Below are 15,542 nucleotides of genomic sequence, written 5' to 3' on the forward strand. Positions count from 1 at the left end.
GTGATGCTGACGGTCATGCGGGTTTTTCCTGCCAAAGGAGGTTGCGGGTTTGAGCATGGCGGTTACAAGGACCAAGGCGGTGGACATCAAGGCAAGGCAGCGCAACCGGGAGGAATGGAAGCGCGGTTTGCCTATATATGCGATGATTCTGCCCGGATTTATATTTTTCATCGTCTTCAAGTATGTTCCGATGGGCGGCATTATGATCGCTTTTCAAAATTATGATCCGTTTGACGGTTTTTTGCAAAGCGCATGGGTGGGGTTCGACAATTTTCAGAAGCTGTTTCACGATCCGGATTTTTGGAAAATTTTCCGCAATACGCTGCTGATCAGCGCGCTCAATTTATTTCTATTTTTTCCCGTGCCGATTATCGTTTCCTTATTATTAAATGAAGTTCGTGTCAAGTGGTTTAAGAAAGGGGCGCAGACGCTGCTGTATGTGCCGCATTTCTTAAGTTGGGTTGTCGTCGTCAGCATCACCGTGCTGCTGTTCTCCACACAAGACGGCGGGATTAACAACATGCTTTCCACCTGGGGGTATGAACGGATGGAAGTAATGACCAATCCTTCCTATTTCCGTATCGTCTATTTGCTTCAGGTAGTCTGGAAGGAAGCGGGGTGGAGCGCGATCATCTTTCTTGCCGCGCTGGCTGCGGTCGACCCGACGTTGTACGAAGCGGCGACGATGGACGGCGCCAGCCGGTTAAGGCAAATATGGCACATCAATTTGCCGGCGCTGCGCTCGACGATCATCATCCTGTTTATTTTAAGATTGGGCCATGTCATGGATACCGGCTTCGAGCATATTTTACTTTTGCAAAATTCGCTGAACATCGACGTTTCGGAAGTGTTTGACACTTATGTATACCGGGTCGGCATCCTGCAGGCGGAATTCAGCTATACGACGGCGGTTGGGTTGTTTAAAGCGCTGATCGGACTAGGGCTTGTTTATTTGGCCAATCGGGCATCGCGGAAAATCGGCGAGGAAGGGGTATATTAACGATGAAAAGCAGCTCATCTGCAAGATCGTTTTCCTTATTTGACGTTCTAATCTATCTCGTTCTTGGTACGCTGCTGCTGCTTGTGCTACTTCCGTGCCTGTACGTGCTGCTCAGTTCGTTTTCCACCAAAAGCGAGATGCTGTCGCGCGGGTTCTATCTCATCCCGAACGTGTGGACGCTGAATTCGTACGGCTATTTGTTCAGCAATCACAATTTCACTACATCCTACTTGAATGCGCTGCAAATTACGGTAGTCGGGACTGTGGTTAGCATTGCGGCGACGACGCTGATGGCCTACGGCTTGTCGCGGACTTGGCTCAGGGGCAGAAAACCTTTAAATATTATGGTGCTGTTTACGATGCTGTTCAGCGGCGGCATTATTCCGACGTATTTGTTGACCAGCCAGCTTGGACTGCTGAACAGCTATTGGTCTTTGTTTTTGAATAACGCGATCCTGCCGTTTAATCTGATTGTGATGAGAAGTTTTTTTCAAAATACGCCCAAAGAGCTGGAGGAAGCGGCGCGGATTGACGGCTGCGGAGAATGGAACTTGTTCCTGCGGGTGATCCTGCCGTTGTCGATGACTTCGGTTGCGACATTTATTATGTTTTATGCCGTATTTTATTGGAACTCGTATTTTCAGGCGATATTGTTTATCAGCGATTCGCAAAAAATGCCGCTGCAGGTATTCTTGAGGCAAATTATTTTGGAGTCGGGCAATTCGCTGGAATCTGTCGCAGGCGGCTTTGAGTTTGGGCCGCCGGTGAAAATGGCCGTTGTTGTGATGGCTTCGATCCCGATGCTGGCCATGTACCCTTTTTTCCAAAAATATTTCGATAAGGGTATGCTGGTCGGTTCGGTAAAAGGATGACGAATAAAGTCGAATGATGACGGAAAGGGGAAGGCGAAGGTGTTATAATGAAGCTGCGGTGTATACATCCGCAAGCTCGGGCTTGCGGTACGCATCCTCATTATCATAAATCGGACGGTGTTTCTATGTATCAGGTCATGGTCGTGGAAGACGAACATTGGATTCGCAGCGCAATCGCAAAGATGGTGGAAACAGACGGCGCTTATGAAGTTGTTGCCGAAGCCGGTAACGGGGAAGAGGCGCTTGAGCTGATTTACAACATATGGCCGACCATCGTGATTACGGATATTATGATGCCGGGGCAAGACGGACTTTGGCTGGCCCGCGAAATATGCGAAAGAAAATTGCCGGTCATCGCCGTCATTCTGACCGGCTATAACGAATTTGAATACGCGCGGCAGGCGCTGCGATACAATGTAAGCGATTTTCTACTGAAGCCGGTGATGGAAGACGAACTGAGCAAAGCGCTTGAGAATGCGCGGGAAAAAATCCCGCAGTTCAGTCATCTGCGGCAATTCTTCTTGGCGATCCAGCAGTTTTTTGACAAAATAACGGATATGGATCCGCACACGTTGTTTAACGAACAAGCGCAGGTCGTTCAGCTCATCGCTGTCGCCAATTCGTTGCAGGAAAGCGAAAAAGCCGTGTTGTTCAAAACGTTTTCCGGGAAGTTCAACGATTTGATCCAGACGATAAACCCAGCTTTTGGCCGCTTGGCTTTGGCTTCGACCCGGACAGATCAGATCGGCTCGCATTTTCTGGCGTTAACCGAGCACTGGCAGCAATATTACAACACCGTATTCAACGGCGAGATGCGGCAAATTATCCGCAAGGCGTGCGATTATTTGCAGACCCACTTTGCCCAAGACATATCCGTCCCGGACATGACGCAGCGGTTTCACATCAGCGTCTCTCAATTCAGCCTGCTGTTCAAAAAATATACCGGACAATCGTTTGTGAACTATTTGAACGGAGTGAGGATCCGGCAAGCGAAACATCATCTTGTCGAAGGCGAACTGAAGGTGTATGAGATCGCCGAAAACGTCGGCTTTCATTCATTGCCGCACTTCAACCGTGTATTTAAGCAGCTTGTTGGCGTGTCGCCCAACGAATACCGCAAGTCGATGAGCGTATAACGCTATGAGGACATTTTTGGCGAACATCCACTTCCGCTATTCGATCAAAACAAAGCTGACCGTCGCTTTTCTGCTGGTCGGTCTGCTGACCATTTTGATCATGGGCTTATTATCGTACACCTACTACAGCGCCGGGATCAAGCGGGATTTCTACCGCATCTCTCAGGAAGCGACGCTTCGGCTGAATCATCATATTGAATTTTATTTGTACCAGCTTGCCAAATCGACTTCGTCCGTGGCCAAAGACGAGCTGGTTCAAGAGTGGCTGCTGCGGGGCGAGCGGTTTACTCTGGAGCAAAAGGTCGATGTTCAGAACGTGCTGCGAAGATACGTGGCGCTGAATTATCCGGAAATTATCGGGATGTTTCTATTAACCCCGGACGGCCGGACTCTGGCGATGTCCAATCTGTCGATCATCAAAGATGATGTGTTTAACGATGAACCGTGGGCCCATAATGGATTTGAAGAAAAAGTGTCGGTCATTTCTACGCATACGGCGAAATATACGTCCGGGGACGTACGTGTGCTTTCGCTGGAAACACCGATATTCAGCGTCGACAATATGGACTTTTTGGGAAAGCTGGTTATCGACTTTCATCTGGAAGAGATCGGCCGTACTTTCGAGAAAGCGGACCTGGCTCCGCAGGGCCGGTTTTTTATCGTCTCCGACCAGGATTCCATCGTTTATTACCCGGAATACAGCTGGCTTGGAGTGGCGCGCAGCGAAACCAAGCTGGGCCAATTGGATCTTTCCAATAGCGAAAGCGCCTCCATCCAGCAATGGAACGGAACCAAGACGCTTGTAGCGACTACCAAATCGGAAACGACCGGCTGGACCTTCGTGTCCATCGTGCCGTTTGACGAGATGGCGTCGGCTACGAAAAATACGCCCAATGCGATGCTGATTGCGTTTCTGATCATGGCTTTGGGCATCTCGCTCACCGTTCCCCTGTTGTCCAAAACGTTTGTCCAGCCGATTTTGCATCTTGGACACGTCATGAGAAGCGTAGAACGGGGCGATTTGTCCGTCCGCGCGGAGCAAGTGTACGGGCACGACGAATTCCAGTATTTAAACCGCAGCTTCAATACGATGATCGACCGGATCAATGAGCTGCTCGATACCGTCAACCATCTGCAGTTCAAGGAAATGAACCTGCAGCTGAGGGAAAAAGAAGCGCTGATCAAAGCTTTGCAAAATCAGATTCACCCGCATTTCTTGTATAATTCGCTTGATATTATCAAAAGCATGGCTTATTTGGAGGATATGCCGGACATCGTTACGATGGCGCGCGGTTTGGCCGATTTTTACCGCTACACGGCGCAGGATACAAATTCCATCGTGAGGTTGGCCGAGGAATTAAACCAGCTGAAGATGTACTTGTCGATCATTCATATTCGGTTCCCGGGGACCTTCCGCAGCCAATTCAGCGTAAATGACAAATTTATGGATTGCCGTATTCCTAAGCTGATTATTCAGCCTATTGTGGAGAATGCGGTAAAATACGCCATCGAGCCGAAAGCGGGCAAAGGCAGCATCATTGTCAACGCCTTCGACGACGATGCCGATCTTGTCATCGAGGTGGCCGATAACGGGCCGGGCATCCGGGCCGATCGCTTGCGGCAAATCCATGAGATGGTGATGCAAATTACCGAAAGCGATTCGATCGGTTACGTCAAGCAGCAAACATTGGGCATCGCCAATGTGCATGCGCGGATCATCCTGCAATACGGAAGGAAATACGGGCTAAGAGTAGATTCCTTCGAAGGCCGCGGAACGGTTGTTTCCATTCGTCTGCCGCTGGATATGATTCAAGCCGGTAGCCAAGAGTAAGCACTTAAGGAAAGCGAGGTTTTTTAGGATGAAAGCGATTATGCTGATGTTTGACACGCTGAACAGACGCCATCTGCCTCCTTACGGATGCGACTGGGTTCATGCGCCCAACTTTCAACGGCTTGCCGGGAGGTCGGTTGTATTCGACCAAGCTTATGTAGGCAGCATGCCGTGCATGCCGGCAAGGCGGGAGCTGCAAACGGGCAGGTACAATTTTCTTCACCGCAGCTGGGGACCGATGGAGCCGTTTGACGATTCCATGCCGGAGCTGATGAAACAAAACGGCGTTTATTCGCATCTGGTGACCGATCATCAGCATTATTGGGAGGACGGGGGCGGGACGTATCATACCCGCTACAGCTCGTTTGAGCTGATTCGCGGCCAGGAAGGCGATCCTTGGAAAGGCGAGGTGGCCGATCCGCCGATGCCGGATATGGTCGGTATGAAAAGGATGCACCCGATGATCCGGCAGGATTGGGTGAACCGCCAGCACATCCGCGAGGAATGCGATTTTCCGCAGGCGCAAACGATGGAGAGAGGGCTGGAGTTCATCCGGACCAACCATACGGAAGACCGGTGGTTCCTCCAGATCGAAACCTTCGATCCGCATGAGCCCTTCTTTGCGCCGCAAAATTACCGCGATTTATATCCGCATGACTACAACGGGAAACATTTTGATTGGCCGCCTTACGGCCCGGTGCAGGAAACCGAAGAAGAAATCCGCCATGTGCGGTATGAGTATGCGGCGCTGCTCAGCATGTGCGATCATTATCTCGGCAAAGTGCTGGACATGATGGATGAGCTGGACTTGTGGAAAGATACGCTGCTGATCGTCAACACCGATCACGGATATTTGCTGGGTGAGCACGATTGGTGGGCCAAAACCATCATGCCGTTTTATAACGAGATCGCCCACACGCCGCTGTTTATCTGGGACCCGCGCTGCGGTAAACAAGGCGAACGCCGCGACGCTCTGGTGCAGACGATCGACTTGGCGCCAACGCTGCTGGAGTATTTCGGGCTGGATATCCCGACGAATATGCAAGGGCACGTGCTGAAGGACACTATCGCCGATAACCGCAAAGTACGCGAGGCCGCGCTGTTCGGATTGCACGGCGGACATGTCAATGTAACGGATGGACGTTATGTGTACATGCGCGCGCCGGTATCCAAGGACAATACGCCGCTTTACAACTATACGCTGATGCCTACGCATATGCGCAGCCGATTTTCCGTGAAGGAACTGCAGGAAATCGCTTTGCAGAAGCCGTTTGCTTTTACCAAAGGCGTGCAAACGATGAAAATCAAAGCCTCCGGTTACAATCAGGCTCACTCATTTGGCACGCTGTTGTACGATGTCGTTGACGATCCGCAGCAGCAGCGGGCAATTCAGGATGCCGACTTGGAGCAAACGATGATCGGCCATCTGAAACGGCTGATGGAACAAAATGATGCTCCGCCCGAGCAATATGAGCGACTGGGAATTTAAGGTATTTCCGCCTGCCGCACCTCTTTTGTTAACGTCCAGTTAACAAAGGGGGTGCTTTTTTTATCGGCATCTGAAAATATTGCACATCCAATCTGAGAAGTGTCTCATTTCTCGGCATCGCCTCAGCGTTTATAATGAACAATGTTACAGCATAGAAGGAGGGAGGGGCCTATGGATAAATGGGCGGCAATGGAAGGGCACAGACGGAACGTGAAGACAAAGGGGATCGGCTATCGCTGCTGGAAAGCCAGATATGGATATTTGTTTCTTGTTCCCGTATTTTTGATCATGGGCATCTTTAAGTATTATCCTGCGGCCACGGCGGTTGTGATGTCGTTATTTGAATGGAATGGCTTTAACTATCGCGAATTTATCGGGCTCGGCAACTTTATTTCCATGTGGAGCGACGATACGTTTGTGGCATCGCTGCGGAACGTTGCGATTTTTGCGGCGGCGGATATTGTGAAGACGCTGACGGTGCCGCTGCTCGCGGCGGAGCTGGTATATTGGGTGAGCTCCCGCAAGGCAAAGGAAACGTACAAGTTTATTTTCGTGCTGCCGATGGTCGTTCCGACGATGGTTATCATCCTGATGTGGAAATGGATTTACAACCCGACCTTCGGAGCGCTTAATTTGGCGCTAAATGCATTGGGGGGACATTCCAATCACGCTTGGCTTGGAAGCGCTGACACAGCGCTGATTTCAATTATCGGCGTCGGGTTCCCGTGGATTGGCGGGATCGCATTTCTTATTTATTTGGGTGGGCTGCAGGCGATCCCGGACGAGCTGCACGAGGCGGCGCGGATTGACGGCGCGGGCGTGTGGAACCGGTTTCTGCGCATCGATCTTCCGCTGATCGCCGGGCAGATGAAGGTGCTGATCATTTTGTCCTTGATCCAGTCGATGAACAGCTTTGAGAATGTACTCGTATTGACTAATGGCGGTCCGGGCAATTATACGATGGTGCCGGCGCTGCATCTGTATCAGCAGGGCATCACCTACAACCGGATGGGATATGCCAGCGCCATCGGCGTCATCATGTTTGCGCTGATTTTCGTCCTGACCGTAATCAGCTATCAATTCAAGAAGGAGGGGAAACGGCATGCTTAAGAACGTCACGGATCCAAGCGCTGTCGTCATCGACGGCAGAGCAACCGTGCGCCGTGCGAGAAACCTCCAGCAAATTTTCATTCACATTATGTTGTTTGCGCTTGCATTTTGCACTTTGTTTCCTTTCTACCTTATGGTGAACTCTTCATTTAAATACAAGATGCAAATCGTGGACAACGTATGGTTTCTGACACCGCCGTTTCATCTGGATAATTACATTAATGCGATCAGGCAAATCTCCCCGTTTATGCTGAATTCCATCATCGTCACTGCGGGCATTGTGCTGGGGGTTGTTGTTGTGGCCGTTATGGCCGGTTACGCTTTTGTCCGCTTTGATATGCCGGGGGGCAATCTGCTGTTTTTTCTGATCATCTCCTTAATGATGATTCCTTCGTTTCTGCTTTTGCTGCCGCAATTCGTCCTAGTGAACAAAATGGGGCTCTTAAACACTTACGCCGTGCAAATTTTGCCGCCGATCGGGGCGCTGGCGCCCATGGCCGTTTTACTCGCCAGAACGTATTTCGCCTCTTTATCCACCTCTCTGTTTGAAGCGGCAAGCATAGACGGGGCGGGGGAACTGCGAATTTTGCTGAGTGTTGTCGTGCCTCTTTCGATGCCGGTCATCGCTACCATCGCCGTGATCGATTCGCTGGCCGGATGGAACAATTTTATTTGGCCGCTGATGACTGCATCCAAGGAAAGCGTCAAGCCGGTTATTATCGCATTGCAGGGAATTATGAACAATACGCAAAACGAACAAGGTGTGCAGCTTGCCGGGTATGTGGCGGCATCGATCCCGCTGCTGCTGTTTTTCCTGCTCGCCACCAAGCAGTTTGTGTCCGGATTAAGCTCCGGGGCGATTAAAGCTTAAGTTCCATTAGATTTGAACCATAAAAAGGAGCGTTGAATATGGAGAACAAACGTAAACAGAGAAGCTTGAGGCTGCCGGCTTTGCTGGTCGCATTGGCGGCAGCGGTTTCCGTATCGGCTTGCACCATTCAAAGTCCGGCGGAACCGGAGAAGGAGAGCACCAAAAATGCGGGTGCCTCCGTAACGATATCGTGGGGAGTACAGAAGCCCAAAAAGGAGGCGGATGAGAGCGTATACAATAAAGTCATCAGCGAATACATGAAATTAAATCCGAAGGTGCAGGTCAAAATGGCGTATACGGAATATACCGACGACGCGCAGTGGACGACATGGCTCAACTCGCAGCTGCTTGGCGGCGCGGCTCCCGATGTCGTCGCTACGTGGCACGTCCCGGCGATGGAAAACTTCCGCAAAGGTCTTGTCGTCGATCTGAAGCCATATCTGGACAAGCAAAATCCGTACGATTCGAAGCAGCGCTCCTGGTGGGACAGCTATTCGACCGGCCTGATCAACCAGAACATGGACAATACGAACAGCGCGGTTCCTTCGGTTCCGCTGTCTACGGTTGCGGTGAAGGTATTTTATAACAAAAGCTTGTTTGCCAAGGCGGGCGTTACCACTACTCCGAAAACGTTCGGCGAGCTGCTCGCGATATCCGAGAAGCTGAAAACCGCGGGAGTCGCTCCGTTTATAGCTCCGAACAAATCGCCGGCCGACAATGTGCTCAACTGGCTGCACCGGATGTTTATGGACCAGATGATCGAATCGTACATCCCACAGCTGGACTTGGACAAAAACGGGCTGATTGAGCTTAACGAAATTGTCGCAGGCACGCAGAAGGGCGTCATTGATTTGGAAAAAGCGCCATGGGGAGACAGCGTCGATCTTCTGAAGACATTCTCGAAGTATTGGTATCCCGGCTACAACGGCATAGACACGCAAACGGCGACGGACTTGTTTATTAAGCAGGAAGGCGCCATGATGATGCAAACCGGCAACAACTTGAAAACATTTATCGAAAACCCGGACCGCAAGTTTGACATCGGATTTTTCTCGTTTCCGTATTTGACCAAACAAGACGCGCCCAATGCCATTGAAAAGCTTCACGAGATGGGCGGAGCGCCGCAAAACAACTTCTCCATTCCAAGCTCCGCCAAAGGCGAAAAGCTGGACGCCGCCGTCAACTTCCTGCAATTTCTGGCTTCCGAGAAAGGCGCGGCATTGTTTGCCGAAGGTTTCTGGTGGACGCCCGCGACCAAAGACGCAACACTTCCCGCGGCTCTGAACGGGATGTATATCGAAGGCAGCACGTCGAGCCTGCGTCTGCTTGCGCCGCAGACCAACCAGAAGTTGTATCAGGATGATACGATGGTAGGTCAGCTGTTCCTCGAAGGCAAAACAACGGCCAAGGAATTCAACTCGATCTTAAACAAAGACTTGAAGAGCACGGTCGACCAGCTTGCCAAGCAAAACGGATGGTCGGAAGCGAATAACTGGGGACTGAAGAAATAAGGTAAAGAAAGTATGTCCGACGAAAAAAAATCCGAGAACATTTATTCATGGGTGTGGGTATTGCGGGAAAGGGATGGCATTCCACCGCTCGTGAAAACCGTGTTTCTTTTGAATTTACCTTGCGGTAAAAACACGGTTTTCAAGGCGGACGTAAACTTTCCATACCATTCCCTTATCCTCCATACACCTGCATGAATAAATTTTCACGATAACCAATCCGTCGGACACACTCCTAGGAGAAAATCTCCGAATATCGGCAAAGGATGTGTCAGCGTATGGGCAAAAAGCCAAACGTGATTTATATTTTCAGCGACCAGCATCGCGCGGAAGCCGTATCCTATCGGGGCAACCCCGATGTGCAAACCCCGAATATGAACCGGCTTGCCGCGGAAAGCGCGGACTTCACGACGGCGGTGGCCGGAATGTCCGTCTGCTGCCCGTCCCGCGCTTGCCTGATGACCGGGCAATATGCGCTGACCCACGGCGTATTCGTCAATGACGTCAGCCTTGGGGACGATGCCGTCTCGATTGCGCAGGCTTTCAAGGCCGGAGGTTACGACACCGCGTACATCGGCAAGTGGCATCTGGACGGCCGCGGCCGCAGCAATTACATTCCGCCGGAGCGCAGGCAAGGCTTCGATCATTGGCTTGTGCTGGAGTGCACGCACAGTTATAACGATTCGTATTATTACGGCGATCTTCCTGCGAAGGAGAAGTGGGACGGCTACGACGCGATTGCGCAGACCGAAGCGGCGATCCGGTATATCGAGCAGCATGAACAGGATACCCCGTTCCTGCTCATGCTCTCCTGGGGGCCGCCGCATAATCCGTATGAAACCGCGCCGCAGCGGTTCAAGGATATGTATGATCCTGCGGCGCTGCAGCTCCGTCTCAATGTGCCCGAGTCCTGCGAGCAGAAAGCGCGGGAGGAGTTGGCAGGGTATTACGCCCATATCTCCGCATTGGACGATTGCTTGGGGAACATCATGAAGGTGTTGGAACAGCGGGGACTAGCGGATGATTGCATCCTGATCTATACCTCCGATCACGGCGACATGCTGTGGTCGCAAGGTGAAGTTCGCAAGCAGAAGCCGTGGGACGAATCGATTCTGGTGCCGCTGCTGGTCCGTTATCCGCCGTTGACCGGATCCAAGGGCTGGAAGACGGACCTGCCGATCAATACGCCGGACCTGATGCCAACGCTGCTTGGGCTTTGCGGCCTGCCTGTCCCGGAAACCGTGGAAGGGACGGATTATTCCGGCCATCTTCGCGGGGAAGCGGGGCCCGATACGGAGGCGGCGCTGATTGAATGCATACATCCGTTCGGCGAATGGCACCGCGGCGCCGGGGGCAGGGAATACCGCGGTATACGTACCCGAAGATATACGTATGTGCGGGATCTTCACGGTCCATGGCTGCTGTTCGACAACAAGGAAGATCCTTACCAACTTGTGAACGTATGCGGCGATCCCCGGTATCAGGATCTGCAGCAATCGCTGGATCAACTGCTTGGCAGTATGCTGCGGCGCAGAAACGACGAGTTTTTGCCAGGGGAGGTATACATTGCAAGACGCGGCTACACCGTCGACGAGACAGGCACGGTCCCTTATACGTGGTAAATCCGGCGCCGTCATGCGAGTTTATTCGCATGGCGGTGCTCTGCATATATTCAGGCAGGGACTGCTGTGCTATTATTTTTACAAAGGAAAAATCAGGGTGCCAAATTTAATTTACATAGCTGTTGGATGATACGCGGACGGGAGGTTTGCCGGCATGCTGAAAGTTGTGATCGCCGAAGATGAGCAGTGGATTAGGAAAAGTATTGTCAAATGCGTCGACTGGGAGCAGCTTGGGCTGGAGCTGGCTGGCGAAGCCGCGGACGGCAATAAAGCGCTTGAGCTCGCGCGTCTTCATCGGCCCGACATTATTCTCATCGACATCCATATGCCGGGGCAAAACGGCCTGCAGCTGATGCAGCAGTGGGCGGATGAGCATTATTATCCGAAATGCATCATTATTAGCGGGTACAATCATTTTGAATATGCGCAGAAAGCGATATCGCTCGGAGCATTTGCTTATTTACTGAAGCCTTTCAAGCGCGAGGAAATTAACGATGCGCTCGCCAAAGTATGCCAGGTGCTCCGGATGGAGCAGGATATGCGAAGTAGCCTGGAGCAGGTGAAGCGGCAGCTCAGCGTAGGCATTCCGCTGATTAAGGAACGGATCATGCTCGATTTTTTGTCGGGAAGAGAAGAGAATGCTCCTTCACATCAGGACGTGACGTTTTTGCCGTATTATGCCGTGCTGGTGCTGGGCATCGATGGCTTTTGGCGCAAGAAAGCGGATAAAGAGAAGGTGCGACAGCAGATTCGGGACATGGTGGCGTGCGTGGAGACGATTTTGCAAAATCATGAAGAAAGCGTGGTGTTCGAGCGGGAGGAGAACCGGATCGTTGTTATACTTGGCTTGAAATCCGACCGGAATTCGCTTCATCTTGCTTTGGCACAGCGTATCGTTGCCGAGCTTCGCAGCATGTCATACACGATCACCATTGGAGCAGGGAATATCCACGACCATGTCTCGCAAATTAAGGTTTCTTACGACGAAGCGTTAAAAGCGTATCGCGAAAAGCTGGTGCTCGGCGGCGACCAGGTCATCACACCGCTTGCCATATCCCCCGGTCAACTTATCGTACCCGATGAGCACATCAAATCCACATGTCTTGCCGTAGAACTGGCGGACCATAAAGGAATTCGCGTCGGGGTACAGGTCATTCTGAGCGCTGCGGTCCGCAGCGGGCCGGTCTGCAGTGAAACGGTAAGCAAAATCGGCCTCCGGCTGCTCGGAGCGGTTTCGGATATGGCGCTTCGTTACGGGATTCGTGAGCCGTTGTACGAAGAAGGCGATCCGGAGCATATGGAGGGGATCGATGTTTTCATTGAATATTTGACCGGGTTGCTTATGGACGCTGCCGGCAAAATCGCCGCTGCGAAAGAAAACAAGGGGTTAAAAGCCATCTCCGCCGCTACGGAGTTTATCCAGAGCCACTATACCGAGGACATCTCGCTGGATATGCTGGCCGCCCATGTGGGGCTGCATCCGAATTATTTGTCCGAAGTGTTCAAGAAAGAAACCGGTTTCAATTTTACCGATTATGTCGTTACCCTCAGAGTGAAGAAAGCCCAAGCGCTGATGCAGGAAAATCCCTGGCTCAGCGTAGCGAAGGTGGCCGAGCTTGTCGGATATGGCAATACGCGTTATTTTTCAAGCCTATTTCATAAAAAAACAGGGGTGCGCCCGTCCGAATACAAGCTGGGCACAAGTTCGCCGTTAAACGATGAGGACGCACCGATTGATGAGTAGTTGGTTTAAAGCGATGCGCAGTTGAATCTTAATCAATCGGAATGGACCGAGGGGGGCACCTATGAAAAGTCCCGTACAATGGGTAAACGACAGTTTGCAGCGAAAGCTGATGTTCAGCTACATTCTGGTGATCGTGATTCCGCTTTTTCTGATGTCGTTTATTTTGTACCAGCGGGCGCTTCATGTAGTCACCGAACAGACGGAAAAATATAACGATAAAATGCTGCAGCTGATGAACGAGAAAATCGACAAACTGGTTACGCAAATCGACCGGATTTCGTATTTCGTGTACCTGGACGATGTGCAGAAGCTGCTGAATGACATCCCGCAGGATCCCGTGGTTAACGCATCATGGCAGATCGATCTGAAATTCAAGCTGAACAGCTGGATCGGCTTCCTTGGCTTTAACGGCGGCATCCGCAGCGTCACGCTGCTGGATCAGACCGGAGTGTACTTTAATTCGGAAAACGCGCTGATTCAAAGCGGATTTTCGGCTGAACGGTCGCGTTGGTACCAGGAGGCTCTGCAGTCGGATGGCGCCAAGGTGCTGCTTGGCCCCAAGGAACTCGGCGAATATATGGTGTATCCCAATTACCGGGAAGGCAGCCTGAATTACGCGATTGCCCGCAAAGTCTACAATTTGCAGGGGAACGACTCGCTCGGCGTGCTGGTGATGGGGATCGAGCTTTACGATATGAATGAGATCATGAGCGAGCTGAACTTGGACAGCCATACGGGACTGATGATTGTCGACAAATCCAAGGAAATCGTGTATTCTCGCGGCATCGCTCATCCCGATCAGCAGCTGAGCCGGCTCATATCCGGCGATACGCCCGGCAAAAGCACCATCGTCAAAGACGACGATCACGATACGTTAGTGAATGTGTTTACCTCGGCGTCGACGGGCTGGGATTACATTACGCTCACAAACGTGGAGATGCTTGCCAAGGATGCGAAGCAGCTGAGCAGCTTCCTATTATGGATCGGGGTGTTTGCTTGTTTGCTTGCGATTGTGATTTCGTTTATATTTTCCAAGCGGATTGTCATTCCGCTCAAGCGCTTGCAAAACACCATGAGGAATATCGAAAAAAACGATTTTCAAAGCAATATCGCCGTGGCCGGAAGGGATGAAGTAGGGCAGTTAACCATCAGTTTCAACCGCATGGTGTCGCGAATCCGCGAGCTGATCCATACGGTGTACCGTTCGGAGATTCAGGAGAAAGAGGCGCATATTATGGCGCTGCAATCGCAAATTAACCCGCATTTTCTGTATAACACGCTGGGAACGGTTAACGCCATGGCGATGATGTCCGACAACGAGGAAATCAGCAAGATGGTCGTCGCATTGGGGGATATGTTCAAATATGCGATGAAGCAGAACGGCAGATTGGCTTCGATCCGCGAGGAAATGGAGCATCTTGACAATTACATGACCATCCAGCGGAGCCGGTACGGGGAGCGTATTCAATTCGTCATCGACATTCCCGTGGCGCTGATGGAGTTCAGTACGATCCGTCTTGTGCTTCAGCCGCTTGTGGAGAACGCGATTCGCCATGGGCTCGATCCGCTGCCGGATGGCGGCACGGTCTGGATCCGCGGACAGCTCGATCACGATACGATTCGCATGGATATCCAAGATAACGGGTTAGGCATCGAAGCGGAGAAGCTGAAAGCCATTCAGACCAGGCTGCTTTCCGGAGTGAAGGACGGAACTTACAGAAGCGGCGACAGTATAGGTTTGTTTAATGTAAACGCCCGGCTCAAGTTTTATTTCGGCGGGGCTTACGGTGTCGATGTGAGCGGCGGATACGGCGAGGGAACGACGGTTACGCTGCTGTTTCCGGCAAAACGTCATACCCGGACATTGGCGGATGGATAGTTTTTAAGCAAAAAAATTTTTGAGTAAATGGTTTCCTACTTTTAGGGAAAAATATGCAGAAGGAACTCTGCAAAAAGCAAGAGATTCCTAAAAAAAACTAAAGGAGCGAGACAAATGGCAAAACATGATCGTAAGCGAAACCGGGATTCGGATCCCCAGGCGGTTGAGTCAGCTGGTGCAGACGTTGGAGAAGCAGTGGGGACAGCAGGAGGCGGTGCTCTAGGCGCTGTTGTAGGTTCTGCTTTTGGGCCTGTTGGTACCATCGTAGGGGGGATTGTTGGTGCCGCTGTTGGTAACAAGGCCGGTGAGAATGTTGGAGCCAATGCGGGCGAAACCGTTGATGATGACGATAATGTAATCGTATGATGTAAAAAATATCAAGGCGGGGGGCTCGCCCTTCGTCTTGAACGATTATTAGCCCAATGGGGATACCCGGTACTTAACCGGTTATGCTGGACCTTGAGAAGCAGAATCACCTTG

12 protein-coding genes are annotated in these 15,542 nt (G+C 51.5%); all 12 read left to right on the forward strand.

Annotated elements, in window-relative coordinates; genetic code table 11:
- Positions 1-55: 55 nt before the first annotated feature.
- The 12 genes from EYB31_RS13075 (at position 56) to EYB31_RS41695 (ending at position 15,428) form a co-directional block, all read left to right on the forward strand.
- The gene (locus EYB31_RS13075; protein WP_240762389.1) at positions 56-1,000 is read left to right on the forward strand and encodes an ABC transporter permease; all 945 of its coding nucleotides are present in this window, start codon (positions 56-58) and stop codon (positions 998-1,000) included.
- A gap of 2 nt (positions 1,001-1,002) precedes the next feature.
- Positions 1,003-1,872, forward strand: a complete 870-nt coding sequence (locus EYB31_RS13080) for a carbohydrate ABC transporter permease (RefSeq protein WP_131013775.1) — start codon at positions 1,003-1,005, stop codon at positions 1,870-1,872.
- A gap of 47 nt (positions 1,873-1,919) precedes the next feature.
- Positions 1,920-3,008 (forward strand): response regulator, encoded by a 1,089-nt coding sequence (locus EYB31_RS13085; protein WP_131013776.1) that lies wholly within the window; start codon positions 1,920-1,922, stop codon positions 3,006-3,008.
- Positions 3,009-3,012: 4 nt separating this feature from the next.
- A complete protein-coding gene (locus EYB31_RS13090) occupies positions 3,013-4,839 on the forward strand; it encodes a cache domain-containing sensor histidine kinase (protein WP_131013777.1) in 1,827 nt (608 codons plus the stop codon).
- A 28-nt stretch (positions 4,840-4,867) separates the two neighbouring features.
- Entirely contained in the window at positions 4,868-6,328 is a 1,461-nt protein-coding gene (locus tag EYB31_RS13095; protein WP_131013778.1) for a sulfatase, read from the forward strand.
- Positions 6,329-6,499: 171 nt separating this feature from the next.
- Positions 6,500-7,438, forward strand: coding sequence for a carbohydrate ABC transporter permease (locus tag EYB31_RS13100; protein ID WP_165452393.1), 939 nt, complete (start codon positions 6,500-6,502; stop codon positions 7,436-7,438).
- Positions 7,431-8,309 carry a carbohydrate ABC transporter permease gene (locus tag EYB31_RS13105; protein WP_131013780.1) on the forward strand — a complete coding sequence of 293 codons (879 nt, stop codon included), beginning with the start codon at positions 7,431-7,433 and terminating at the stop codon, positions 8,307-8,309. The genes EYB31_RS13100 and EYB31_RS13105 overlap by 8 nt, the downstream gene beginning before the upstream one ends.
- Positions 8,310-8,347: 38 nt before the next feature.
- Positions 8,348-9,820 (forward strand): ABC transporter substrate-binding protein, encoded by a 1,473-nt coding sequence (locus EYB31_RS13110; RefSeq protein ID WP_131013781.1) that lies wholly within the window; start codon positions 8,348-8,350, stop codon positions 9,818-9,820.
- A gap of 275 nt (positions 9,821-10,095) precedes the next feature.
- On the forward strand, positions 10,096-11,439 hold the full coding sequence (locus tag EYB31_RS13115) for a sulfatase family protein (protein ID WP_165452394.1): 1,344 nt from the start codon (positions 10,096-10,098) through the stop codon (positions 11,437-11,439).
- A gap of 154 nt (positions 11,440-11,593) precedes the next feature.
- Complete coding sequence (locus tag EYB31_RS13120; protein WP_131013783.1) at positions 11,594-13,183, forward strand: response regulator; 1,590 nt, start codon at positions 11,594-11,596, stop codon at positions 13,181-13,183.
- Positions 13,184-13,244: 61 nt separating this feature from the next.
- Entirely contained in the window at positions 13,245-15,062 is a 1,818-nt protein-coding gene (locus EYB31_RS13125) for a cache domain-containing sensor histidine kinase (protein ID WP_131013784.1), read from the forward strand.
- A gap of 195 nt (positions 15,063-15,257) precedes the next feature.
- Positions 15,258-15,428 carry a glycine zipper domain-containing protein gene (locus EYB31_RS41695; RefSeq protein WP_476703870.1) on the forward strand — a complete coding sequence of 57 codons (171 nt, stop codon included), beginning with the start codon at positions 15,258-15,260 and terminating at the stop codon, positions 15,426-15,428.
- The last annotated feature ends 114 nt before the right edge of the window (positions 15,429-15,542 follow it).

It is taken from the genome of Paenibacillus thalictri, assembly GCF_004307995.1.
Classification (GTDB): Bacteria; Bacillota; Bacilli; order Paenibacillales; family NBRC-103111; genus Paenibacillus_AF; species Paenibacillus_AF thalictri.